This is a genomic window from Pseudomonas sp. JS3066 (assembly GCF_036328175.1).
In the GTDB taxonomy this organism is placed as follows: Bacteria; Pseudomonadota; Gammaproteobacteria; order Pseudomonadales; family Pseudomonadaceae; genus Metapseudomonas.
On sequence record NZ_CP143312.1, the window covers coordinates 3,417,266 to 3,441,423 of the forward strand.

The 24,158-nt window shown below is 61.4% G+C and carries 20 protein-coding genes and 2 pseudogenes; 9 read left to right on the top strand and 13 right to left on the bottom strand.

The window, feature by feature from the left end; translation table 11 throughout:
* Nucleotides 1–145 precede the first annotated feature (145 nt).
* From SA496_RS16165 to cobA, 7 genes and pseudogenes are all read left to right on the top strand, one after another.
* The gene (locus SA496_RS16165; RefSeq protein ID WP_120650260.1) at nucleotides 146–805 is read left to right on the top strand and encodes a hypothetical protein; all 660 of its coding nucleotides are present in this window, start codon (nucleotides 146–148) and stop codon (nucleotides 803–805) included.
* A gap of 238 nt (nucleotides 806–1,043) precedes the next feature.
* Nucleotides 1,044–1,730: a polysaccharide lyase family 7 protein gene (locus tag SA496_RS16170; protein WP_120650259.1), complete on the top strand. Its 687-nt coding sequence runs from the start codon at nucleotides 1,044–1,046 to the stop codon at nucleotides 1,728–1,730.
* An 80-nt stretch (nucleotides 1,731–1,810) separates the two neighbouring features.
* Nucleotides 1,811–2,254: a thioesterase family protein gene (locus SA496_RS16175; protein WP_120650257.1), complete on the top strand. Its 444-nt coding sequence runs from the start codon at nucleotides 1,811–1,813 to the stop codon at nucleotides 2,252–2,254.
* Nucleotides 2,255–2,670: 416 nt separating this feature from the next.
* Complete coding sequence (locus SA496_RS16180; RefSeq protein ID WP_120650255.1) at nucleotides 2,671–3,882, top strand: MFS transporter; 1,212 nt, start codon at nucleotides 2,671–2,673, stop codon at nucleotides 3,880–3,882.
* Between the two features lie 91 nt (nucleotides 3,883–3,973).
* Entirely contained in the window at nucleotides 3,974–5,644 is a 1,671-nt protein-coding gene (locus SA496_RS16185; RefSeq protein WP_330114140.1) for a bifunctional protein-serine/threonine kinase/phosphatase, read from the top strand.
* Between the two features lie 253 nt (nucleotides 5,645–5,897).
* Nucleotides 5,898–6,899, top strand: a pseudogene (locus SA496_RS16190) (NAD(P)/FAD-dependent oxidoreductase); the annotation flags it as partial.
* 136 nt (nucleotides 6,900–7,035) lie between these two features.
* A complete protein-coding gene (gene cobA / locus SA496_RS16195) occupies nucleotides 7,036–7,773 on the top strand; it encodes a uroporphyrinogen-III C-methyltransferase (protein WP_330114141.1) in 738 nt (245 codons plus the stop codon).
* Nucleotides 7,774–8,027: 254 nt separating this feature from the next.
* Here the strand turns inward: cobA and SA496_RS16200 are convergent, their stop codons facing one another.
* The 8 genes from SA496_RS16200 to ppsA form a co-directional block, all read right to left on the bottom strand.
* Complete coding sequence (locus SA496_RS16200) at nucleotides 8,028–9,080, bottom strand: OmpA family protein (RefSeq protein WP_120650243.1); 1,053 nt, start codon at nucleotides 9,078–9,080, stop codon at nucleotides 8,028–8,030.
* Nucleotides 9,081–9,188: 108 nt separating this feature from the next.
* On the bottom strand, nucleotides 9,189–9,779 hold the full coding sequence (gene sigX, locus SA496_RS16205; RefSeq protein WP_120650241.1) for an RNA polymerase sigma factor SigX: 591 nt from the start codon (nucleotides 9,777–9,779) through the stop codon (nucleotides 9,189–9,191).
* Between the two features lie 96 nt (nucleotides 9,780–9,875).
* Nucleotides 9,876–10,700, bottom strand: coding sequence for a mechanosensitive ion channel family protein (locus tag SA496_RS16210; protein WP_120650239.1), 825 nt, complete (start codon nucleotides 10,698–10,700; stop codon nucleotides 9,876–9,878).
* Between the two features lie 2 nt (nucleotides 10,701–10,702).
* The gene (locus SA496_RS16215) at nucleotides 10,703–10,957 is read right to left on the bottom strand and encodes a CrfX protein (RefSeq protein WP_174235567.1); all 255 of its coding nucleotides are present in this window, start codon (nucleotides 10,955–10,957) and stop codon (nucleotides 10,703–10,705) included.
* Nucleotides 10,958–11,005: 48 nt separating this feature from the next.
* On the bottom strand, nucleotides 11,006–12,001 hold the full coding sequence (locus tag SA496_RS16220) for a zinc transporter ZntB (RefSeq protein WP_120650235.1): 996 nt from the start codon (nucleotides 11,999–12,001) through the stop codon (nucleotides 11,006–11,008).
* A 46-nt stretch (nucleotides 12,002–12,047) separates the two neighbouring features.
* A complete protein-coding gene (gene rraA / locus SA496_RS16225; RefSeq protein ID WP_120650233.1) occupies nucleotides 12,048–12,536 on the bottom strand; it encodes a ribonuclease E activity regulator RraA in 489 nt (162 codons plus the stop codon).
* Between the two features lie 404 nt (nucleotides 12,537–12,940).
* The gene (locus tag SA496_RS16230) at nucleotides 12,941–13,927 is read right to left on the bottom strand and encodes an alpha/beta fold hydrolase (protein WP_330114143.1); all 987 of its coding nucleotides are present in this window, start codon (nucleotides 13,925–13,927) and stop codon (nucleotides 12,941–12,943) included.
* A 65-nt stretch (nucleotides 13,928–13,992) separates the two neighbouring features.
* Nucleotides 13,993–16,362, bottom strand: a complete 2,370-nt coding sequence (gene ppsA, locus SA496_RS16235) for a phosphoenolpyruvate synthase (protein ID WP_120650230.1) — start codon at nucleotides 16,360–16,362, stop codon at nucleotides 13,993–13,995.
* Here ppsA and SA496_RS29285 point away from each other — a divergent pair.
* A pseudogene (locus SA496_RS29285) lies at nucleotides 16,309–16,490 on the top strand (hypothetical protein). The gene ppsA and the pseudogene SA496_RS29285 sit on opposite strands and share 54 nt — an antisense overlap.
* Before the next feature lie 36 nt (nucleotides 16,491–16,526).
* The gene (gene ppsR, locus SA496_RS16240; protein WP_120650228.1) at nucleotides 16,527–17,345 is read left to right on the top strand and encodes a posphoenolpyruvate synthetase regulatory kinase/phosphorylase PpsR; all 819 of its coding nucleotides are present in this window, start codon (nucleotides 16,527–16,529) and stop codon (nucleotides 17,343–17,345) included.
* Between the two features lie 53 nt (nucleotides 17,346–17,398).
* On the opposite strand, the gene prpF is transcribed toward ppsR, so the two are convergent.
* The 5 genes from prpF to SA496_RS16265 form a co-directional block, all read right to left on the bottom strand.
* A complete protein-coding gene (gene prpF, locus SA496_RS16245; protein ID WP_120650226.1) occupies nucleotides 17,399–18,586 on the bottom strand; it encodes a 2-methylaconitate cis-trans isomerase PrpF in 1,188 nt (395 codons plus the stop codon).
* 95 nt (nucleotides 18,587–18,681) lie between these two features.
* Nucleotides 18,682–21,303: a Fe/S-dependent 2-methylisocitrate dehydratase AcnD gene (gene acnD, locus SA496_RS16250; protein WP_120650224.1), complete on the bottom strand. Its 2,622-nt coding sequence runs from the start codon at nucleotides 21,301–21,303 to the stop codon at nucleotides 18,682–18,684.
* Nucleotides 21,303–22,460, bottom strand: a complete 1,158-nt coding sequence (prpC, locus tag SA496_RS16255) for a bifunctional 2-methylcitrate synthase/citrate synthase (protein ID WP_120650222.1) — start codon at nucleotides 22,458–22,460, stop codon at nucleotides 21,303–21,305. Before prpC ends, acnD begins: the two co-directional genes overlap by 1 nt.
* 85 nt (nucleotides 22,461–22,545) lie before the next feature.
* A complete protein-coding gene (prpB, locus tag SA496_RS16260; protein ID WP_120650221.1) occupies nucleotides 22,546–23,430 on the bottom strand; it encodes a methylisocitrate lyase in 885 nt (294 codons plus the stop codon).
* A complete protein-coding gene (locus tag SA496_RS16265; RefSeq protein WP_120650219.1) occupies nucleotides 23,427–24,149 on the bottom strand; it encodes a GntR family transcriptional regulator in 723 nt (240 codons plus the stop codon). The genes prpB and SA496_RS16265 overlap by 4 nt, the downstream gene beginning before the upstream one ends.
* Nucleotides 24,150–24,158 lie beyond the last annotated feature (9 nt).

The window sequence follows — 24,158 nt, forward strand, 5'->3', positions numbered from 1 at the left end:
TGAAGACATGAACAAAACTAGAGATGCATTAATAACCTGACCAACCACTCAAAAGTCCTTAGAGGCTAACGAGTAATTTAAACAATATATCGGTGCCCTTACTGCATCAGCACACCAACTTACTTTGTAAAACAAGAGGTCAACCATGGAGCTGTATCATCTAATTACCTCCCTGTTCAAACAGGAAGCAACCATGGAATTAATGCGCATGGGTGTTGTTTATGCCCACCTGATCGCCTGCTGCGTGGCAATCGGCCTGGTCCTGACCAGCGATTACGCCATGATCAAGCAGATGATCACCGGCGAAGACAACGCGGCCCATAGCGACAAAACCCATCTTGATACTCTGAAGAAAACTGTACTGCTTGCACTTGCGGCACTCTGGGTAACAGGGATAGGTATCGTACTGCTGGACTACTCTGTCAAAGGCGCGGTGTACTTCCTCAACCCCAAACTCCAGGCCAAGATCCTGGTCGTAACTTTGCTGACCGTAAACGGTTTCCTGCTGCACAGCGCTGTATTGCCTGCCATCAAGAAGGCCGGCACGCTGGTCAAGATGGAAACCAACGCCCGCACCCTCGCGGTGTTCTCGGGCGTCGTCTCCGGAGTCTCCTGGTTCTACGGAGCCATGCTGGGCATCGCTCGTCCGCTCAGCTGGAAATACTCCCTTGGCGAAATCATGTTCGCTTACCCGCTGTTCATCTGCCTTGGCTTCGTCGCGATGACGCTGCTGGTGAAGTGGGCAAGCAACAGAGATGAGAACCTCGCTCCTTCCGGAGTGAAACCCGCACTCGCCTCGCTGTAAGAGATGGCTGGGCAAGGATGCCCAGTTTCAAAAAAGAGTTTTAACGGATAACACTCGGATAAACTTCACCCTAAACTTCCAATCAGCACTTCGAGCACCTCGAGCAATTCCTCTCGCCGACTCATCACGAACAGGCACTAAAGTCCAAATCCCCTCCCTTGTTGACCCGATCCGGAACTTTTCTACCTTCCGCATGTACGAACTGCTGCCCCTAGGTAATCCGCAGTAAGGACATCCAGTGATCGACCTCAGCACCTGGAACCTCACGGTCCCAGCCACCAGCTCCAATACCCTCATTACCACCGACCGCCTCAATAACGGTTACGAAAGCCAGTACTTCCGGCGCAACTCCGACGGCAGCATCAGTTTCTGGGTGCCGGTGAACGGCTCCCGCACCGAGGACGCCAGCTATCCACGTACAGAGCTGCGCGAAACCCAGGCCGACGGAACCCTGAGCTATTGGTACCAGGCCAGCGCAGACAACTACCTGAGTGCCGTGCTTTCAGTGGATCAGGTACCGAGCCAGAACAAGATTGTCATCGGCCAGATTCATAGCAAAGACGAGCCCGGCAGCCAGAATGATCCGCTGCTGAAGATCCAGTACCACTACCTGCGCGGCAACGGCCGGATCGAAGCACTGCTGCGCAAGCGGCCGGGCGACGCGGAGGTGGAGAACATCGTACTGGCGGAAAACGTCGACCTCGGCGAACGCTTCGGCTACGACCTGCGCCTCACCCCCACCGGTAGGCTGGGCATCGTCGTCACCAGCAAGGGCGATGACGGCAACCTGTACCGCCAGCTCAGCGGCTACTGGAGCAATCAACAGCTCTATTTCAAGGCTGGTGCCTACATCCAGGATAATTACGGCGCGACCAACGAAGGTGGTCGTGTGACCTTCTACTGGTTGAACGGGCTGCATCGCTGAGATTCAACCGGGGAATGACGGTACATCCGATCGCACGGGCGTAGAATCACCCCCTCGCCGCTTCTACGCTTGAGGTTCCAATGGCTCGACTGTCCCTGAACTTCCCCGAAGATCAGTACTGCTACTCCACCCATCTGACCGTACGCGTCACCGACATCAACGGCGCGAACCACCTGGGAAACGACTCGATGATCTCGATGATTTCCGAGGCCCGGGCGCGCTTCCTGTTCGAGTTCGGCATCAACGAAACCGCCGAGGATGGCATCGGGATCATCGTCACCGACCTTGCGACCACCTACCGGGCCGAGGCACACGCCCGCGATCAACTGCTGTTCGAAGTCGGCGTCATGGACTTCAACCGGTACGGCGGCGATATCACCTTCCGCATCACCCGGCCGGCTGACGGCAAGCAGGTGGCCATGGCCAAGTCCGGCTTCGTATTCTTCAACTATCGGGAATCCCGCGTGGTTCCCATGCCAGAGAACTTCCGCAGTACCTTCCCGAAGGTGAACTGGCTCGACTGAACCATTCAGCTTCAACTCGGTGCACCCACGACCACATCGCCCCGTTTTGAATCAGCGCACAAACCGGTAAGGGGTCGGAAAAGCACGCTAGGGCGGCACTTCCCGGGATTGGCCCGGCTCTTGCTCTATTACAGGCAGAGGTAGCCAAAGGCGGTTGCCCTACTACACGACAAAGGCGTCGCGTCACTCCGCAGCAATGCGGGTAGTGGTGCGGCGCCTTTTTCGTTCCGGCCCCAGCGATGGGGCAGTGAACGGGCCGAGATCCGGACGTTCACTTGCAGCTCACTCAATCCCGCTGCGGCCCCGGCCGCAGGACGGCGCGCCACAAGCGCGACGTTTAACCGGGAGGTGCAACCGCCATGCCCACGATCATGGTGCGCGCGCCTCCCGGCCCCTAACTGCAGATGAGGTGTTCGATGACAACGAGTTTCTGGAAAGCCGGCCACACGCCCACCCTGTTCTCCGCCTTCCTCTACTTCGACCTGAGTTTCATGGTCTGGTACGTCCTTGGTCCGCTGGGTGTGCAGATCGCAGCCGATCTCCAGCTCACCACCCAGCAGCGCGCGATGATGGTGGCCACGCCCATCCTGGCCGGCGCGGTGCTGCGCTTCCTGATGGGCATGCTGGCCGACCGCACTTCTCCGAAAGCCGCCGGGCTGGTCGGACAGGTAGTGGTGATCGCTTCGTTGTTCATCGCCTGGCAGATGGGCATTCACACCTATGAACAGGCGCTGCTCCTCGGCCTCTTCCTGGGCTTCGCCGGCGCCTCTTTCGCCGTGGCCCTGCCGCTCGCCTCCCAGTGGTATCCGCCGCAGCACCAGGGCAAGGCCATGGGAATTGCCGGCGCCGGCAACTCGGGTACCGTTCTGGCCGCCCTCTTTGCCCCCGGCCTCGCGGCCCTTTATGGCTGGAACAACGTCTTCGGACTGGCGCTGATCCCGCTGGTGCTGACCCTGGCAATCTTCTTCGTGGCGGCGCGCAACGCCCCCAACCGCCCCGCGCCCAAGGCACTGGGTGATTACCTCAAGGCCCTGGGTGACCGCGACAGCTGGTGGTTCATGCTGTTCTACAGCGTGACCTTCGGCGGCTTCCTCGGCCTGGCCAGCACCCTGCCCGGCTACTTCCATGACCAATACGGCCTGGCCCCGATTACCGCCGGCTACTACACCGCCGCCTGCGTCTTCGCCGGCAGCCTGATGCGCCCGCTGGGGGGTGCCTTTGCCGACCGCATCGGCGGCATCCGCACGCTGCTGGTGGTCTATACCGTGGCCTCGGTGTGCATCGCTGCAGTGGGCTTCCACATCTCCAGTTCCAGCGCCGCCCTATCCCTGTTCGTGGTTGCCATGCTGAGCCTCGGTGCCGGCAACGGGGCAGTCTTCCAACTGGTACCGCAACGCTTCCACAAGGAAATCGGCGTAATGACCGGCCTGATCGGTATGGCCGGCGGAATTGGCGGCTTTTGCCTGACTGCTGGCCTTGGCGCCATCAAACAGCATACCGGCGACTACCAGCTGGGCCTGTGGCTGTTCGCCAGCCTGGGCGTAGTGGCATGGTTCGGCCTCTATGGTGTGAAGCAACGCTGGCGCACCACCTGGGGCTCCGCTGCCGTCACCGCGGCCCGCGTCTGACCTCGAGCCCGATCCGGCACCCTTGCGGTGCCGGAACTGATCCGACCAAAGAGCGCCTCGCGCTCCTTTCGCCATACAGGACGGACCGTCGATGACCCTGCAACTCAGCTTTGGCGAAGCCAGCTCCACTGGTCCGCGCACGGAAAACCAGGACGCCGTCCGGGTAGTCACTCCGGCGCCGGCCCTCGCGGCCAGCAAGGGCTATCTCTTCGCCCTCGCCGACGGCGTCAGCCAGTGCGCCGACGGCGGTCTCGCCGCGCGCGCCACCTTGCAGGCCCTGGCGCTGGACTATTACTCGACGCCGGAAACCTGGGCAGTGGCTCAATCCCTGGACCGGCTGCTGGTGGCCCAGAACCGCTGGCTCCAGGCCAATGGAGGCAGCCAGCCGCTGCTCACCACCCTGACCGCCATGGTGCTGCGAGGACGCCGCTTCACCCTGGCCCATGTCGGCGACTGCCGCGTCTACCGCTGGGACGGCCAGCAATTGACGCGACTCAGCGAAGACCACGTCTGGGAACAACCCGGCATGCAGCATGTGCTCAAACGCGCCCTCGGCCTGGACCAGCACCTGGTGGTGGACTACCTGGACGGCGAGCTGTCGGAGCGCGAGGGATTCGTGCTGGTCAGCGATGGCGTCTGGGCAGTGCTCGGCGACCACGGCATCCAGCGCATCTTGCAAGACGAACAGGACCTCCCTGCGGCCGCCCAGGCTCTGGTCAGTGCTTCGCACCTGGCGGGCGGCCAGGACAACGCCAGCGCGCTGCTGATCCGCGTCGACAACCTGCCCCAGACGGGTCTGGCAGATACCCTGGCGCAGCTCGATCACTGGCCGCTGCCACCGCGCCTGCAGGAAGGTCAGGTCTTCGAGGGCTGGCAGGTGGAACGCCTGATAGCAGAATCGCGCCAGTCCATTGTCTATCGGGTTCGGGACACCCAGGACCGTCGCTGGCTACTCAAGACCTTGCCCACCAGCCGACACGACGAGCCAACCGCCGGGCCGGCCCTGATGCTGGAAGAGTGGTTCCTGCGCCGCGTCGCGGGGCGCCATTTTCCAGAAGCCCATCCGCTGCCCCAGCGCCAGCACCTGTACTACGTGCAGCGCGAGTATGCCGGGCAGACCCTGGCCGAGCACCTGCGCCTCGGCGGCCCCATGCCACTGCCGGAATGGCTGGATATCGCCCCGCGGCTGCTCAAGGCTCTTGGCCAATTACACCGCCGCAACATCCTGCATCGCGATATCAAGCCGGAGAATCTGCTTTGGGGGGATGACGGCGAACTGCGCTTGCTGGATTTCGGCCTGGCCTTTTGTCCTGGCCTGTCCCAGGACGAGGCCCACAGCCTGCCTGGGACGCCCAGCTACATCGCGCCGGAAGCGTTCACCGGTGCGGCCCCTTCTCCGAAGCAGGATCTCTACGCGGCAGGGGTCACCCTGTACCACCTGCTGACCGGCCATTACCCCCATGGGGAGATCGAAGCATTTCAGCATCCACGCTTTGGCACACCCACGCCGGCCAGCCGCTACCGGCCCGACCTGCCCGCCTGGCTCGATGAATGCCTGGCGCGAGCGGTGGCCGCAGACCCCGCTACCCGCTACGAAACAATGGAAGAGTGGCTACTGGCCCTGGAGCAAGGCGAACGCCGTGCGCTGACGGCCAAGCCCCGACCGCTACTGGAGCGCGAACCGTTGAAAGTCTGGCGCGGTATAGCGCTTTCGTCTCTGCTGGCGAACCTGGTGCTACTGGTCCTGTTCCTGCACGGGTAGCGCACCAGACTGGAGCAAAATGCCCCAAGCCAGGGCGCAGCGACCACCAGGTCATCGCTCTCCCCCCCGGAATACGGTACTTCCGGGGTTGGCACGAGGGCTGCAATGTCCATTACGACAATCTACAAAAAGCGCCCGCCTCAACGACGAGACGGCACTTTCCCGATAGAACGGGACTTGGACAAAGGCGTCCTGCTGGCAACAGCGGGACGCCTTTTTTGTTTGCTCGACGTTTGTGCAGGAGTGTCCTGGCATGAAGACATCCAAGCTGGTGGTGATCGGAAACGGCATGGCCGGAGTGCGTACTCTCGAAGAACTGCTGAGACTGGCACCTGAGCACTACCGGATCACCGTGTTCGGCGCCGAACCCCACCCGAACTACAACCGCACTCTGCTATCCCCGGTACTGGCCGGCGAGCAGTCCTTCGAGAACATCATCCTCAACGACCTGGACTGGTACGTTGAGAATGGCATCGAGCTGCTACTGAATCGCAAGGTAGTGAAGATCGATCGCCAGCGACGCCAGGTGATTGCCGAAGATGGCACCCGCGCCGACTACGACCGTCTTGTCATCGCCACCGGTTCGACGCCGAGTCGCCTGTCCATACCCGGCAATCGCCTGCAGGGTGTAATTGGCTACCGCGATATCGCCGGCGCTCGAGCGATGATCGAAACAACCCGCACCCATAGCCACGCCGTGGTGATCGGTGGCGGCCTGCTTGGCCTGGAAGCAGCCAATGGCCTCAAGCAACGCGGCATGGACGTTACCGTCGTGCACCTGCCGAATTGGCTGCTGGAAAAACAGCTCGACCAGCCTTCCGGCGACAAGCTACTACGCGCCCTGCAGGCCCGTGGCATCCGTTTCCGCCTGGGCACCAATACCGAAGAGCTGATCGACAACGGTGACGGCCGCGTCTGCGCAGTACAGCTGGCCGGCGGCGAGATCATAACCGCCGACCTGGTGGTAATGGCCGCCGGAATCACGCCCAACACCGAGCTGGCCGAACGGGCCGGCCTGCCCTGCAATCACGGCATCCTGGTCGACGACACCCTGCAGACCTACGACCCACGCATTTATGCCATTGGCGAGTGCGCGAACCACCGGGGCATCTCCTACGGGTTGGTTGCTCCACTGATGGAGCAAGCCAAGGTGTGCGCCAATCACCTGGCCATGCTCGGCTTCGCTCGCTACCCGGGTTCCCACACCGGTACTCGGCTCAAGGTTGCCGGTATCGAGATGTTCAGCGCCGGCGATATACCACACCCAGGGCAGACACACGGCATGCCCGGCGCGTGCCCCTTGCATGAGTGGCAGATAGAGCTGGCTTCCGACGAAGTGCTGGCGTGGACCTGAATCATTTGCGGCGCGTCTAGCGCACTGGAGAACCCCAATGAACGGCAAAGTCTGGCTGGTAGGCGCGGGCCCCGGCGACCCGGAACTCCTCACCCTGAAAGCGGTAAAGGCATTGAATCAGGCTGAAGTGGTAATGATCGACGACCTGGTCAATCCGGCCGTGCTGGAGCACAGCCCGCGAGCCCAGATAGTCCGGGTCGGCAAACGCGGCGGCTGCCGCTCGACCCCACAGGAGTTCATCCATCGTCTGATGCTGCGTTATGCGCGCCAGGGCAAATGCGTGGTACGACTGAAAGGTGGCGACCCGTGCATTTTCGGTCGCGGTGGCGAAGAGGCCGACTGGCTGGCTGAGCGTGGCGTTGAAAGCGAACTAGTCAATGGCATCACCGCCGGGCTGGCTGGCGCCACCAACTGCGGCATTCCCCTGACCCTTCGCGGAATCAGCCGCGGCGTGACCCTGGTCACCGCCCATACCCAGGACGACAGCACCCTCAACTGGAAAGCCCTGGCGCAGTCAGGTACCACCCTGGTGGTCTATATGGGGGTGGCCAAGTTGGGGGATATCCATCAAGGGCTGCTGGAGGGCGGCATGCCCGGCGCAATGCCCGTGGCGATGATCGAAAACGCCTCACTCCCCTGGCAACGTGAATGCCGCAGCACACTCGCGCACATGCAGGAGGACGCCAAAGCCTTTGAACTCAAAAGTCCGGCGATCCTGGTCATCGGGGAAGTCGCAGCAGCACAGGCAGCCCTCCCTCTGGCGCAAAGCGCCTGAATCTCTCTTCGCTCCTGCGAAGTAGTGCTTGCCCGGCGATGTCGGGCTTTTTTATGGGCGTGGACGCAGGAGCGAACTCGCGATACGGGATCACGGGCCGCTAGCGGCCCTTCGCGAATGAATTCGCGCGTACAGAAAGCAGGCTGTGCCTGGCACCAAACGGCGGCGCTCGAAATTGCCGACTTCTTCCGGCACTTTTCTCCGGGCAAAGAAAAACCCGGCCTGAGCCGGGTTTTTCTTACCGCTCAAACCAATTACTTGGCCTGGGCTTCTACTTCGGCTTCTACGCGGCGGTTAACAGCGCGGCCGTCAGCAGTGGCGTTGTCAGCAACCGGGCGGGTTTCGCCGTAGCCAACAGCGTTGACTCGCTCGCTACCTACACCGTACTGGTCAACCAGCACTTCACGAACGGCGTTAGCACGACGCTCGGACAGCTTCTGGTTGTAGGCGTCGGTACCGACGGAGTCGGTGTGGCCTTCAACGGTGGTGGTGGTAGCCGGGTACTGGTTCATGAAGTCAGCCAGGTTCTTGATGTCGCCGTAGCTTTCTTCTTTCACCTTGGACTTGTCGAAGTCGAACTTCACGTCCAGCTCAACACGTACGACTTCGGCAACAGCCGGGCAGCCATCAGCGTCAACGGTGACGTTGGCCGGGGTGTCCGGGCACTTGTCGACGTTGTCGCACACGCCGTCGTTGTCGCTGTCAGCGCACACTTCAGCAACCGGGGCCGGAGCCGGCTCGGCTTGCTTGGTGGAACCGCCGAAGTTCACGCCAACACCTACGCCAGCCATCCACTCGGATTCCTGGGCGTCCAGGTTGTACATGCCGTCCAGGCTAGCCTTGGCGAAGAAGTTCTCGGTGAAGTAGTACTTCAGACCGGTACCAACGTTGGCGAAGGTGCTGTGGTCACGACCGGTACGCGGCGGGATGTTGCTGATGTTCTGATGGGCGAAGCCGGCAGAAACGTACGGACGCAGGCCAACACCCGGGGTGCCGAAGTGGTAGATGGCATCGAGGGAAGCCAGGTTGCCCTTGATATCTTTGTGGCCGTCGGTACCGAAAGCGTCTTCGGAGGTCATGTCGTGGTATTCGCCGTACGACAGAGCCAGGGAGACGTCGTCGGTCAGGTAGTAGCCTACCGAGCCGCCGTACAGGTTGCCGTTCTCGAGATCGCGAGAACTGTCGGTGAAGTAACGCTTACCGAAAGCTTCCACCTCAACTGCGCCTTGGCCCTGAGCCAGCGCGTTCAGCGAAAAGGCGGCAACAAGAGAGCCAACGGCTACGCCTAAGGTGTTTTTCAGTTTCATCCGTAAATCCCCATCTTGGTGGTCAGTAAGTTGTCGAACAATCTCCAGACAACTTGGGCGGCAAGTCTAGCAGAACACGCCGGCCCATAAGAGATAATTTTTCCCGAACTAAGTTTCAGAGAGTCCGGAAAATTTTTCGCGAAGGCGATCCAGCGCACGCTTGTAGCGCATTTTTGTCGCACTCAAGCCCATATGCATAATGTCTGCGATCTCTTGGAACTCCAGCTCTGCGACAAAACGTAGCACAAGAATCTCCCTGTCGATGGGATTGACATGTACCAGCCATCGCTCGAGCCCCCCTCTCTCCTCGACCTTGGGCGACTTCTCATCCGAGGCTTCTTCAAGGGGATCCAGACTCAGTGCATCTAGCAAACGTCGTTTTCGACGCTCTTTCCGATACTGAGTAATGCACTCGTTGTACGTGATGCTATATAGCCATGTCTTGAACTTCGACTTGCCTTCGAAGTTCTTCAAACCATAGAGCACCTTGAGCATCACTTCCTGGCAGACATCGTCCGCATCACGGTCGTTCCCTAAATATCGGGCACAGACGTTGAACAACGTGCGCTGATAACGCCGCATCAGTTCTTCATAGGCGCGAGTGACATGGAACAGCTCGACATGCGCACGCTCCACCAGCTCTTCATCGGAGAGCTCGCGTGGGTCATAGCGCAAAGAAAGCGATTGGGGCTTGTTCAAAACGGGTCGGGCCGACAGTCAGGTCAAAAGCCGCCGGGGCGCAGAGAACCACGCACCTTGTCTGGCGGCATACATTAGCAGGGAAATGCCGTCGTGTTAGCGGCTGGTTACCCGTTGATCGAGCAAAGTACGGTTAGACACCGATACCAGCTCACCTTCCTCGGTGAGCAGCAGGGTCTTCACCGTGCCGATCTCCTCGATCTGCCCTTCGACATCGCCAACCTTCACTTGTTGCCCAACCTGATAAAGCTCCCTCACATAGATTCCTGCAAGGATCTGCCCGGCGATCTCGCGACTGCCAAGACCCAGTGCCAGCGCTGCTGCCAGGCCGATGGAGATCAGCACGATCGCGATAACGTTGTTCAGCAGTTCGGTCTTGACCTCCAGTTGGCCAATGGCCACGGAGATGCTGATGATGATGACCAGGCCCTGGGCAAGTCTGCCCAGACCATGGGCGTACTCCAGGCCAACGCCCTCAGCCGCGCCACGCACCAGCCCGCTGACCAGTTGCGCCAGCAGCACCCCTGCGAGCAGCACGAGCGCCGCGCCCAGCACCTTGGGCAAATAGAGAGCCAGCACATCGAGGGTCGCTGAAACGCGGTCCAGCCCCAGGGATTCGGCCGCGGATACCAGGAAGATCAGCAGTACGAACCAGTAGACGATCTTGCCAATCAAGGTGGAAACCGGCACCTGAATCCCGGCACGGGCCAGCATCTTGGTCAGACCGGTGCCCCCCATCAGGCGATCCAGACCCAACTTGGCCAGCAGTTTGGACAGAAGGGTATCCAGCAGCTTGGCCACCACGAAGCCCAGCAGAACCACGACCAGCGCGCCGAACAGGCGCGGGATGAAGCCCGCTACCGGCGTCCATACCGAGGTCATGGCGTTAACGAGACCTTGAGTCCAGGGGTCGAATTCCATGTTCAATCAGCCTTATCTTCAGAACGGACAGAAGCGTTGCGGCGCGAAACAGGCGCCAAGTGGGGCGAACCATTGTTGAGGGCGATCATCATGGCGTCGAGCCAGTGACCCATGAGGCTGAACAGGTCCCCCGCCCCCACCTGACGATTGGCAGTCTTGAGCACGCGGCCCAGGGTAGCGTCATCATCATGATCGGGCTGCGGAGACGCCTTGAGCAGGTCCCGCAGGGATTCTTCAAACGGATCGTGCATGCGCACCTCGCGTGGATATGTCGGCTAGACGTGCCCGGGTCGGCTCAGGTCACATCAAAGCCAGCGCAAACGACGAAACAGCCAAATCTGGAACCCTGCTATGCCGAGAATGAACACGCAGGCAATGATGAAGCCATAAGACGTCTCGTCTCCGGGAATTCCCCTTACATTCATTCCCAGCAAGCCGGTGATGAAGCTCAGCGGCAGGAAAAAACCGGTGGTAATGCCAAGCAGGTACATGGTCCGACTGGTCCGTTCTCCCTGGCGGCGACTCTCGCTTTCCAGCACCAGGCCGATGCGCTCGCGAATCAGCTCCAACTCTTCCAGATAGCGAGTCAGCCTGTTGTTCAACTCGTTCCAGTAGTCACTGTCGTCATCGACGAACCAGGGCATCCGGCTGCGCACCAACTGGCCATAGATATCGCGCTGGGGAGACAGAAATCGCTTGAGGCCGGCGGCGCGACGACGAATTTGCATCATCAGGTCATGATCGGGGCGGAAGCGTTCGTTATTGTCGAGCTGCTCTTCCTGCTCATCGATGGTCTCGGACAACTCCGCCACCAGCGAGTCGATCTTCACGGTCAGATGCTCGGCCAGATAGAGCAGCACCTCGGATGCCACCCTCGGGCCAGTACCCTTTGCCCACTGCTCGATAAGCTCATCCGTGGCATGCAGGGGTCGCAGGCGTAGCGAGACAATGCGCTGCGCCGCAGCAAAGATACGCACCGACACCATGTCCTCGGGGACGGCTCCTGGATTCAGGTTCACGCCACGAAGGAACAGCAGCAACTCGTCATCAGGTAGGGCCAGCATGCGCGGCCGAGTGCTTTCTTCCAGCAGCAGGTCGCAGGCGAATTCGGATAGCCCGCTCTGCTCCCGCAGCCAACGCCGCGCCAAGGGGTGGCTACGGTCCCAGTGCAACCAGAGACTTTGCGCGGGCGCCAGTTTCAGTTCTGCCAGCACCTCCCGTGAAATCGGCTCGGCGCCTCCCTTCCCGTCCAGCACAAAGGCATGTACTAGCCCCCACTGGGCGTTCTGCTCCTCGAACATTCAGTCTCCTTGGAAGAAAAGCCCGGCTTCCGCCGGGCCCTCTCGATCAGGCCGGCATTTCCAGGGGCTTGGGCGAAATGATGATGCCGTTATTGTCCGCGTACACATACTCGCCCGGGCGGAAGGTGACACCACCAAAGGTGACCGCCACATTCAGGTCTCCGATGCCGCGCTTGTCGGTCTTCATCGGATGGCTGGCCAGGGCCTGGACACCCAGGTCGGTCTGAGCGATCACGTCGACGTCACGGATGCAACCGTAGACAACGATGCCTTCCCAACCGTTCTTCGCGGCCTTCTCGGCAAGCATGTCACCCAAAAGAGCGCGACGTAGGGAGCCACCGCCGTCAACCACCAGCACCTTGCCCTTACCCGGCAGGTCGACCTGCTCCTTGACCAGGGAGTTGTCCTCGAAGCACTTGATGGTGACGATTTCGCCGCCGAAGGAATCGCGCCCGCCAAAGTTACTGAACATTGGCTCGACGACCTGGACCAGGTCCGGATAGGCATCGCACAGATCAGGGGTAACGTATTGCATGGAAATCTCCTTGATAACAGTTACAGATCGAGACCGATGCGGTCGCCGTCAAAGGTCGGCGTCACGCGCTACAACGGAGGGCAAGGCGCATTGACTGGACGACCACTGGCCAGGTCGAAGAGGCCGCCATACCTGGAACAACGCAGCGCGCCACCGCGAAAAGTGGCCGAATGCAGCGGCTCGCCCTGACGCGGGCAGCGATTTTCCACGAGGATCGAGTGCTGATCAACGACGCTCAGCAACTATGACCGTCTGCACACCTGAAACGTGCCTCAATAACCATCCTGCAGATTGATCAACCACTCCAGCGCCACGAATATGGAGCCTCCGCCACTCCGCGATTCCCGCCATCTTTAGCACAGCCTCCCGACACCCGAAACCGGAAACTGCGGGCAGGCAGCGGACTAGAGCGCCGTGACCTCAGCGGTCGGCGTTGTCACGGGCAAAGTCAGGCGTTCCAACCAATGGGCAACCAGCGGCCAGACCTCACGCTCGGCAGCCTTGCTCACCAGCATCTCGATGTGACCGAAGTCGTCGCTGAATCCTTCGTCCTTGGCCAGTCGCAGGAAATGGCGGTACTCCCGAGGCACCTGCTCCAACAGCTTGCGGCACGCCCAGACTGGGTCCTGCTGGTCACCCGCGGCCGCCACCCCCAACACAGGGATGCGCACATCCGATAACCCGGCCCACCAATCCCGCTCGTCGTCCCCGAATCGGCCGAACAGGCCGTGCCAGCGCATGCTTTCCAGAGCAAGGCCGATAGGCTCGTCTTCCGGACCTCGCTTCAGACGCGAGCCCGAAAGCACTTCGAAGCGCTTGAGCAGCAACCGACCACCCCACTCAACCGGCGGCATCTTCAGCGGCCAGTAGACGCGGCTGACCTGACTACCGAACAGCGCGGCGGACGCCACGTCCTCTTCGCCCAGATAGTGTCCACCAAGGGCAGCGGCAAGGGTCGTGCCGCCCAGGGAATGGCCTATCCAGTGCGGCACCTGACCACATTGCTCGCGAACGAAAGCGGCAATGGCGGGCAGATCAAAGCGCGCGTAATCGGCCACTCGGTTACGTCGGTACTGTTGGTTGCGCGGCGACAGGCCGTGGCCGCGCATCTCGGCGATCCACACATCGAAGCCGGCACGGACTAGATATGGCCCAAGACCCAGGCACTTGGGCGAATACCAGAACCGGCGATTGGAAAAACTGCCGTGGACCAGTATGACCGGCACACCCCGGACATCCTCCTGCCCCAGGAGGCCAAGGCGCGTCAGCACCAATTCGACGCTGGGGTCGGGGCTGTTGCCGGGCTTCAGGCGATAGACATCTTCAGTCAGGTCGCCACGGAGTTCTGCGCTCATCAGCGCAACGGGAAAGAGTTCGCTACTGCTTTGCATGATTGCTGCTTGCACAAAAAAGGGCGGGTTTCGAACCCGCCCTTTTCGTTTCGACTTACGAGGGATCAGGCCTGGCCTTCCGCCAGGAAGAACCAGGTATCCAGTACAGAGTCAGGGTTCAGAGACACGCTCTCGATACCCTGCTCCATCAGCCACTTGGCCAAGTCCGGGTGGTCGGAGGGGCCCTGGCCGCAGATGCCGATGTACTTGCCAGCCTTGTTGCAGGCGGCAATAGCATTGGCCAGCAGCTTCTTGACCGCCGGATTACGCTCGTCGAACAGATGAGCGACGATGCCGGAGTCACGGTCCAGGCCCAGGGTCAGCTGAGTCAGGTCGTTGGAGCCGATGGAGAAGCCATCGAAGAATTCCAGGAACTCATCGGCCAGCAGTGCGTTGGATGGCAGCTCGCACATCATGATGACCTTCAGGCCATTCTCGCCGCGCTTCAGGCCATTGCTGGCCAGCAACTCGACCACCTGGCTCCCCTCACCCAGGGTGCGCACGAAGGGCACCATGATCTCGACGTTGGTCAGACCCATCTCGTTGCGCACTTTCTTCAGCGCACGGCATTCCAGTTCGAAGCAGTCACGGAAGGACTCGCTGATGTAGCGGGAAGCACCGCGGAAGCCCAGCATCGGGTTCTCTTCTTCCGGCTCGTACAGCTTGCCGCCGATCAGGTTGGCGTATTCGTTGGACTTGAAGTCCGACAGGCGCACGATGACTTTTTTCGGCCAGAAGGCAGCGGCCAGGGTGCTGATGCCTTCAACGAGCTTCTCGACGTAGAAGCCGACCGGATCGTTGTAACCGGCGATGCGCTTCTCGACGCTTTCCTTGATCTCCGCCGGCAGGCTGGCGAAGTTCAGCAGCGCCTTTGGATGCACGCCGATCATGCGGTTGATGATGAATTCCAGACGTGCCAGACCTACACCCTCGTTGGGCAACTGGGCGAAGTCGAAGGCGCGATCCGGGTTGCCGACGTTCATCATGATCTTGAACGGCAGGTCGGGCATGGCATCGACGGAGTTGGTGCGAATATCGAAGCCCAGCTGACCTTCGAAGATGAAGCCGGTGTCACCCTCGGCGCAGGAAACGGTTACGCCCTGGCCATCCTGAAGCACCTGAGTGGCATTGCCACAACCCACTACAGCCGGAATGCCGAGCTCGCGGGCGATGATCGCCGCGTGACAGGTACGACCGCCACGGTTGGTGACGATAGCGCTGGCGCGCTTCATCACGGGCTCCCAGTCCGGGTCGGTCATGTCGGAGACGAGTACGTCGCCCGGCTGAACCTTGTCCATCTCGGATACGTCGTGGATCACGCGGACCTGGCCGGCGCCAATGCGCTGGCCGATGGCACGACCTTCCACCAGGACCTTGCCCTTTTCCTTGAGCAGGTAGCGCTCCATTACGGTGGCGCTGGAGCGGCTCTTCACGGTTTCCGGACGGGCCTGAACGATGTACAGCTTGCCGTCGTCACCGTCTTTGGCCCACTCGATGTCCATCGGGCGGCCGTAGTGTTTCTCGATGATCAGAGCCTGTTTGGCCAGTTCGGTCACTTCGGCGTCGGACAGGGAGAAGCGAGCGCGGTCAGCGCGGTCCACGTCCACGGTCTTCACCGACTTGCCAGCCTTGGCTTCCTCGCCATAGACCATCTTGATCGCTTTGCTGCCCAGGTTGCGGCGCAGGATGGCCGGACGACCAGCTTCCAGGGTCGCTTTGTGCACGTAGAACTCGTCGGGGTTGACGGCACCCTGTACCACGGTCTCGCCGAGGCCGTAGGCGGAGGTGATGAACACCACGTCACGGAAGCCGGATTCGGTATCCAGGGTGAACATCACGCCGGCAGTGCCGGTTTCCGAGCGGACCATGCGCTGCACGCCAGCGGACAGGGCGACCAGCTTGTGGTCGAAGCCCTGGTGCACGCGATAGGCGATGGCACGGTCATTGAACAGGGATGCGAAGACTTCCTTGGCCGCACGGATCACGTTGTCCACGCCACGGATGTTCAGGAAGGTTTCCTGCTGGCCGGCAAAGGATGCATCGGGCAGGTCTTCGGCGGTGGCGGAGGAACGCACGGCCACGGCCATGTTGTGATTGTCGCCAGCCATGGCGGCGAAGGCGGTGCGGATTTCCGCATCCAGGCGGGTCGGGAACTCGGCATCCATTACCCACTGGCGAATCTGCGCACCGGTCTTGGCGAGGGCGTTGACGTCATCCACGTCCAGGGCGTCGAGGGCCGCATGGATGCGATCGTTCAGGCCGCTCTGCTCGAGGAAGTCACGGTAGGCCTGGGCAGTAGTGGCGAAACCACCGGGAACGGAAACACCGGCACCAGCCAGATTGCTGATCATCTCGCCCAGGGATGCGTTCTTGCCCCCCACATGCTCAACATCGTGAACGCCGAGCTTATCGAGGGAAACTACGTACTCTACCAAGGTGATCTCTCCACTATTTGTTGGAAAAGCTCATGCGGAACAGCTCCGCAGCGTTCTGGCGCTGGTCCAGAAAAATACGTCACAATGCCGACCGGCTCGGGCCTGGCGAAAAACGCGGCCTATCATAGCCAAGAATCGTTCCCGACTTAAGGCCTTTGGCGCAAATGAAACGAACCGCTTTCTTCATCTCCGACGGTACCGGTATCACTGCGGAAACCCTTGGCCAGAGCCTCCTGGCGCAGTTCGAAACCATCACCTTCAACAAGATCACGCGGCCCTATATCGACAGCGTTGAAAAAGCGCGCGCCATGGTACAGCAAATCAACAAGGCTGCGGATGTAGACGGTGCCCGTCCGATCATCTTCGACACTATCGTAAACCAGGAAATCCGCGACATCCTGGCCACTTCCAACGGCTTCATGATCGACATCTTCTCGACCTTCCTTTCGCCGCTGGAACAGGAACTTACCTCACATTCGTCCTACTCGGTCGGCAAATCCCACTCCATCGGTCACCACTCCAATTATATGGAGCGGATCGAAGCTGTGAACTTCGCCCTGGACAATGACGATGGCGCCCGCACTCATTACTACGACAAGGCCGACCTGATCCTCGTCGGGGTATCCCGCTGCGGCAAGACGCCGACCTGCCTTTATATGGCAATGCAATACGGAATTCGTGCCGCAAATTATCCGCTTACCGAAGAGGACATGGAGCGACTGCAGCTCCCTGCCGCCCTGAAGAAGTACAAGGACAAGCTTTTCGGCCTGACCATCGACCCCGACCGCCTTACCGCCATCCGCAACGAGCGCAAGCCGAACAGCCGCTATGCCAGCTTCGCCCAGTGCGAGTTCGAGGTGCGCGAGGTGGAGAATCTCTTCCGCCGCGAGAACATCACCTTCATCAACTCCACGCATTTCTCGGTAGAAGAGATTTCCGCCAAGATCCTGGTGGAGAAAGGTGTCGAACGACGCCTCAAGTAAGCCGATCCCGGAAGGAAAAGCCCGCTTCGACGGGCTTTTTCACGACTGCCGCTTTAGAAGGAATCGCCAGGTACTCGTACCCATCCTTCCATTAGCACGCGGGCGCTACGACTCATGATGGCCTTGGTGACTTGCCACTGGCCATCTACCTGGCAGGCCTCGGCACCAACTCGCAGAGTGCCCGACGGATGCCCGAAACGCACCGCATTGCGCTTGCCGCCACCAGCCGCGAGGTTCACCAGGGTACCGGGGATCGCAGCAGCGGTCCCGATAGCTACCGCTGCGGTACCCATCATGGCGTGATGCAGCTTGCCCATGGACAGTGCGCGCACCAGCAGGTCGACGTCGCCAGCCTTCACTTCCTTGCGACTGGAAGACAGGTAATCCCTGGGCGGTGCAACAAAGGCGATCTTCGGCGTGTGCTGCCGGGTCGCAGCCTCCTCCGCACTCTTGATCAGCCCCATGCGCAAGGCCCCGGCAATCCGGATCGCCTCGAACCGAGCCAGTGCCTCAGGATTACCGTTGATGTCTTCGCGCAACTCCGTGCCGCTGTAGCCGATGGCCTCGGCATTGACGAACACCGTAGGGATACCCGCAGTGATCATGGTCGCCTTGAGGGTACCGATACCCGGCACCTCCAGGTCGTCCACCAGGTTTCCGGTCGGGAACATGGAACCACCCTCCTCGCCGTCGTCGGACGGATCGAGGAATTCCAGCACGATTTCCGCCGCGGGGAAGGTCACACCGTCGAGCTCGAAGTCGCCGGTTTCCTGGATTTGGCCATTGGTGACCGGAACATGGGCAATGATGGTTTTCTGGATATTGGCCTGCCAGATGCGCACCACGCAGGTGCCGTTGTCAGGTATCCGCGCCGGATCCACCAGCCCTGCATGCAGCGCGAAGGCTCCGGCGGCGGTAGAGAGGTTGCCGCAGTTGCCGCTCCAGTCGACGAAGGCCTTGTCGATGGAGACCTGCCCGTAGAGATAGTCCACGTCGTGATCCGGCTGGCTGCTCTTCGACAGGATCACACACTTGCTGGTGCTGGAGGTGGCCCCACCCATCCCGTCGATATGAGCGGAGTAAGGATCAGGGCTGCCGATGACGCGCATGAACAGCGCATCGCGCGCCGCGCCCGGCACCTGGCAGCGCTCGGGCAGGTCCTGCAGGCGGAAGAACACACCCTTGCTGGTGCCACCGCGAATGTAGGTGGCGGGGATTTTCACTTGAGGTACGTGGGCCATTCTCATGTCCTGTAGGTACGGTAGGAGCGGGCTAGCCCGCGAATACCCTCCCGCACTGGGAGCCATTCGCGAGCAAGCTCGCGCCTACAGATGGGCTAGCCGACAGCTTTCTGCGACGAGGACTCAAGGAAGTCCTGGGCGAAGCGCTGCAGTACACCACCAGCCTCGTAGATCGACACCTCTTCGGCGGTATCCAGGCGACAAGTCACAGGGACCTTGATGGATTCGCCATTGGTACGGCGGATGACCAGGGTCAGGTCGGCACGCGGCTTGCGCTCACCGATCACGTCAAAGGTCTCGGTGCCGTCGATGCCGAGGGTCTTGCGGGTGGCACCCGGCTTGAACTCCAGCGGCAGCACGCCCATGCCGATCAGGTTGGTGCGGTGGATACGCTCGAAGCCTTCGGCCACGATCGCCTCGACACCCGCCAGGCGCACGCCCTTGGCTGCCCAGTCACGGGAAGAGCCCTGGCCGTAGTCGGCGCCGGCAATGATGATCAGCGGCTGCTTGCGATCCATGTAGGTCTCGATGGCTTCCCACATGCGCATGACCTTGCCTTCCGGTTCAACGCGGGCCAGGGAGCCCTTCTTCACCTCACCATCCACCACGGCCATTTCGTTCACCAGCTGCGGGTTGGCGAAGGTGGCGCGTTGCGCGGTGAGGTGATCGCCACGGTGAGTGGCGTAGGAGTTGAAGTCCTCTTCCGGCAGCCCCATTTTCGCCAGGTACTCGCCAGCCGCCGAGTTGGCGAGGATGGCATTGGACGGCGACAGGTGGTCAGTGGTGATGTTGTCCGGCAGTACAGCCAAGGGGCGCATGCCCTTAAGGGTGCGTTCACCGGCCAGAGCGCCTTCCCAGTACGGCGGACGGCGGATGTAGGTACTCATCGGACGCCAGTCGTACAACGGACTTTCGGCTTCCTTCACGGTGCCGAGGTCGAACATCGGGATGTAGATCTGCTTGAACTGCTCGGGCTTCACCGAGGCAGCGACGATGGCGTCGATCTCTTCGTCGCTCGGCCATAGGTCCTTCAGGGTGACAGGGTTGCCAGCCTGGTCATGGCCCAGCACATCCTGTTCGATGTCGAAACGCACGGTGCCGGCGATCGCGTAGGCCACCACCAGCGGCGGCGAAGCCAGGAAAGCCTGCTTGGCATAGGGGTGGATACGTCCGTCGAAGTTACGGTTGCCGGACAGCACGGCCGTGGCATAAAGGTCACGGTCGATGATTTCCTGCTGGATCACCGGATCCAGCGCACCGGACATGCCGTTGCAGGTAGTGCAGGCGTAGGCGACGATGCCGAAGCCGAGCTTCTCCAGTTCCGGCAGTAGACCGGATTCCTCCAGGTACAGCTTGGCGACCTTCGAGCCCGGCGCGAAGGACGTCTTCACCCAAGGCTTGCTCACCAGCCCGAGGTCGTTGGCCTTCTTCGCCAGCAGGCCGGCGGCCACGACGTTGCGCGGGTTGGAGGTATTGGTGCAGCTGGTAATGGCAGCGATGATCACCGCGCCATCCGGCATCAGGCCATCGGCTTCCTCAGCCTTGCCGGCCTCCAGCTTCGCTTCGTCGGCGATGCCGCGCTCGGCGAGCGCGGAAGTCGGCAGGCGACGATGGGGGTTGGAAGGACCCGCCATGTTGCGCACCACGCTGGACAGGTCGAACTGCAGCACGCGCTCATACTCGGCGGTGACCAGTGCGTCGGCCCACAGACCCGTGGTCCGGGCGTAGTTCTCCACCAGCTCCACCTGCTCCGGCTCGCGACCGGTCAGCTTGAGGTAGTCGATAGTCTGCTGGTCGATGTAGAACATCGCCGCAGTGGCGCCGTACTCCGGGCACATGTTGGAGATGGTGGCGCGATCACCGATGGACAGGCTGTCAGCACCCTCGCCGAAGAACTCGACATAGGCGCCCACCACCTTCTCCTTGCGCAGGAACTCGGTCAGAGCCAGGACGATATCGGTGGCAGTGATGCCGGGCTGGCGCTTGCCGGTCAGCTTGACGCCGACGATGTCGGGCAGGCGCATCATAGACGCTCGGCCGAGCATCACGGTTTCCGCTTCCAGGCCGCCGACGCCGACGGCGATCACACCCAGAGCGTCCACATGCGGGGTGTGGCTGTCAGTGCCAACGCAGGTGTCCGGGAAGGCAACGCCACCTCGCGCCTGGATCACCGGGCTCATCTTCTCCAGGTTGATCTGGTGCATGATGCCGTTGCCGGCCGGGATCACGTCGACGTTCTTGAACGCGGTCTTGGTCCACTCGATGAAGTGGAAACGGTCCTCGTTGCGGCGCTCTTCGACGGCACGGTTCTTCTCGAAGGCGTCCGGATCGGAACCGCCGAACTCCACGGCCAGCGAGTGATCGACGATCAGTTGGGTCGGCACTACTGGGTTGACCTTGGACGGATCACCTCCCTGCTCGGCAATCGCATCGCGCAGGCCGGCCAGATCCACCAGGGCGGTCTGCCCGAGGATGTCATGGCAGACCACGCGGGCCGGGTACCAGGGGAAGTCGAGGTCACGCTTGCGTTCGATCAGCTGCTTGAGCGAATCGGTCAGCATGGCCGGATCGCAGCGGCGCACCAACTGCTCGGCCAACACGCGGGAGGTGTATGGCAGCGTGGCGTAGGCACCGGGGGCGATGGCATCCACCGCCTCGCGGGTGTCGAAGTAGTCGAGCGCCGTACCGGGCAGGCTCTTACGGTATTGGCTGTTCATCACTTACGGTCCTTGAGGGGCACGAACTTCAGGTCTTCCGGGCCGACATAGTTGGCGCTCGGGCGGATGATCTTGCCGTCGATGCGCTGCTCGATGACGTGGGACGACCAGCCCGAGGTACGGGCGATGACGAACAGCGGAGTGAACATGGCGGTGGGCACGCCCATCATGTGGTAGCTGACGGCGCTGAACCAGTCGAGGTTGGGGAACATCTTCTTGATTTCCCACATGGTCGATTCCAGACGCTCGGCGATGTCGAACATCTTGGTGTTGCTCTGCTCGGCGGAGAGCTCGCGAGCCACTTCCTTGATCACCTTGTTGCGCGGATCGGACACGGTGTAGACAGGGTGGCCGAAACCGATCACCACTTCCTTCTTCTCGACGCGGGCGCGGATGTCGGCTTCCGCCTCATCCGGGTTGTCGTAGCGTTTCTGGATCTCGAAGGCCACCTCGTTGGCACCGCCATGCTTCGGCCCACGCAGCGCACCGATGGCGCCGGTGATGCAGGAGAACATGTCGGAGCCGGTGCCGGCGATCACGCGAGAAGTGAAAGTGGAGGCGTTGAACTCGTGCTCGGCGTAGAGAATCAGCGAGGTGTGCATCGCACGGACCCAGGAGGCGCGCGGCTTCTCGCCATGCAGCAGGTGCAGGAAGTGACCGCCGATGGAGTCGTCATCGGTCTCGACGTCGATGCGCTTGCCGTTGTGGCTGAAGTGATACCAGTAGAGCAGCGCGGAGCCCAGGCAGGCCATCAGCTTGTCAGCGATGTCACGAGCGCCCGGATGGTTGTGATCGTCCTTCTCCGGGGACAGGCAACCCAGCACGGAGACGGCGGTACGCATCACATCCATCGGATGGGCGGACGGCGGCAACTGCTCAAGGGCAGCCTTGACACCGGCCGGCAGGCCGCGGAGAGCTTTCAACTTGGCCTTGTAGCCGGCCAGCTCAGCAACGTTCGGCAGCTTGCCGTGAACCAGCAGGTGAGCGATTTCCTCGAACTCACAAGCGTTGGCGAAATCGAGAATGTCGTAGCCACGGTAGTGCAGGTCATTACCGGTACGGCCAACGGTGCACAGGGCAGTGTTGCCAGCGGCGGTGCCACTCAGGGCCACGGACTTCTTCGGTTTGAAGGCAGTAGTGGTTTCGGAAGCGCTCATCGCGTGATTCTCCTCATTTCAATCCGGTTGCTTGAGTCTTGTTATTCCGCAGGCCGCCCCGCCAACCGGGGCGCCCCACTTCCGGTTACTTCTTGGCAGCAAACAGCGCATCGAGCTTCTGCTCGAAGGCGTGGTAGCCGATGCGGTCATACAGCTCGGCACGAGTCTGCATCAGGTCGATGACTTCTTTCTGATGGCCGTCGCGACGAATCGCGGTGTAGACAGCTTCGGCTGCCTTGTTGGCCGCACGGAAAGCCGACAGCGGGTAGAGCTGGATGGCGACGCCGACCGAAGCCAGCTCGTCGCGCGAGAACAGCGGGGTTGCGCCAAACTCGGTGATGTTGGCCAGCACCGGCACGCCCAACGCATCGACGAAGCGCTTGTAGGTCGGCAAATCGTAGGCCGCTTCGGCGAAGATGGCGTCGGCACCCGCTTCCACATAGCGCAGGCAGCGCTCGATGGCGGCATCCACGCCCTCGGCCTGAATGGCGTCAGTACGGGCAATAAGGAAGAAGTTCGGGTCGGTCTTGGCATCAGCAGCGGCCTTGACACGATCGGCCATCTCTTCGGTTGAAACGATCTCCTTGCCCGGACGGTGACCGCAGCGCTTGGCGCCAACCTGGTCTTCGATGTGAGCGGCAGCCGCGCCAGCCTTGATCAGGTTCTTGATGGTGCGCTCGATGTTGAACGCGCTGGGACCGAAGCCGGTGTCGATATCCACGAGCAGCGGCAGGTCGCAGACGTCGGTGATGCGGCGTACATCGGTGAGCACGTCATCCAGGGTGTTGATGCCCAGGTCCGGCAGACCCAGCGAACCGGCAGCGACGCCGCCGCCAGACAGGTAGATGGCCTTGAAGCCGGCACGCTTGGCAAGCAGCGCATGGTTGGCGTTGATGGCGCCGATGACCTGCAGCGGATGTTCCTCGGCAATGGCGTCGCGGAAGCGCTGGCCGGCGGTTTTCTGACTCATGACTCACCTCGTGTTTTGGACGGGTTGGCGAGCGCTTCCTTGTAGTGGCGCTCGATGTTGCGCTTTGAGGCACCGATGTGACGGCGCATCAGCAGCTCGGCCAGCTCGCCGTCACGATCGGCGATGGCATCGAGAATGCGGTGGTGCTCGTTGAAGGCCTGGCGTGGCCGGTTCGGCACGGAAGAAAACTGTAGGCGGTACATGCGCACGAGCTGATAAAGCTCGCCGCAGAGCATCTTGGTCAGGGTCTGGTTGCCGCTGCCCTGGATGATCCGGTAGTGGAAGTCGAAGTCGCCTTCCTGCTGGTAGTAGCCGCGTCCGGCCTGGAAGGCCTCGTCACGCTCGTGGGTATCCAGCACCCGGCGCAGCTCGTCGATCTCGGCCTGGCTCATGCGCTCTGCGGCCAGGCGGCAGGCCATGCCTTCGAGGGACTCGCGAATCTCGTACAGCTCGATCAGCTCGGCGTGACCGAGGGACACCACTCGCGCACCGACGTGGGGCACGCGCACCAGAAGGCGCTGACCCTCCAGGCGATGGATCGCCTCGCGCAGCGGCCCACGGCTGATTCCGTAGGTCCGCGCCAACTCGGGTTCGGAGATCTTGCTGCCCGGAGCGATCTCGCCACGCACGATGGCTGTCTGGATGCGCCGGAAGACGCTCTCGGAGAGGGTTTCCGAGTCCAGCTGTTCAGTAACGGGGGCTTCAGGGGTGTCCAGCATGATTGTCGA

Coding starts and splice junctions, on each gene's coding strand:
- prpB (WP_120650221.1), bottom strand. CDS start 23,430: ATGAGTCAGAAAACCGCCGGCCAGCGCTTCCGCGACGCCATTGCCGAG.
- prpC (WP_120650222.1), bottom strand. CDS start 22,460: ATGAGCGCTTCCGAAACCACTACTGCCTTCAAACCGAAGAAGTCCGTG.
- SA496_RS16180 (WP_120650255.1), top strand. CDS start 2,671: ATGACAACGAGTTTCTGGAAAGCCGGCCACACGCCCACCCTGTTCTCC.
- prpF (WP_120650226.1), bottom strand. CDS start 18,586: ATGGCCCACGTACCTCAAGTGAAAATCCCCGCCACCTACATTCGCGGT.
- SA496_RS16165 (WP_120650260.1), top strand. CDS start 146: ATGGAGCTGTATCATCTAATTACCTCCCTGTTCAAACAGGAAGCAACC.
- rraA (WP_120650233.1), bottom strand. CDS start 12,536: ATGCAATACGTTACCCCTGATCTGTGCGATGCCTATCCGGACCTGGTC.
- acnD (WP_120650224.1), bottom strand. CDS start 21,303: ATGAACAGCCAATACCGTAAGAGCCTGCCCGGTACGGCGCTCGACTAC.
- SA496_RS16200 (WP_120650243.1), bottom strand. CDS start 9,080: ATGAAACTGAAAAACACCTTAGGCGTAGCCGTTGGCTCTCTTGTTGCC.
- SA496_RS16265 (WP_120650219.1), bottom strand. CDS start 24,149: ATGCTGGACACCCCTGAAGCCCCCGTTACTGAACAGCTGGACTCGGAA.
- cobA (WP_330114141.1), top strand. CDS start 7,036: ATGAACGGCAAAGTCTGGCTGGTAGGCGCGGGCCCCGGCGACCCGGAA.
- ppsR (WP_120650228.1), top strand. CDS start 16,527: ATGAAACGAACCGCTTTCTTCATCTCCGACGGTACCGGTATCACTGCG.
- SA496_RS16210 (WP_120650239.1), bottom strand. CDS start 10,700: ATGGAATTCGACCCCTGGACTCAAGGTCTCGTTAACGCCATGACCTCG.
- SA496_RS16230 (WP_330114143.1), bottom strand. CDS start 13,927: ATGCAAAGCAGTAGCGAACTCTTTCCCGTTGCGCTGATGAGCGCAGAA.
- SA496_RS16175 (WP_120650257.1), top strand. CDS start 1,811: ATGGCTCGACTGTCCCTGAACTTCCCCGAAGATCAGTACTGCTACTCC.
- SA496_RS16220 (WP_120650235.1), bottom strand. CDS start 12,001: ATGTTCGAGGAGCAGAACGCCCAGTGGGGGCTAGTACATGCCTTTGTG.
- SA496_RS16185 (WP_330114140.1), top strand. CDS start 3,974: ATGACCCTGCAACTCAGCTTTGGCGAAGCCAGCTCCACTGGTCCGCGC.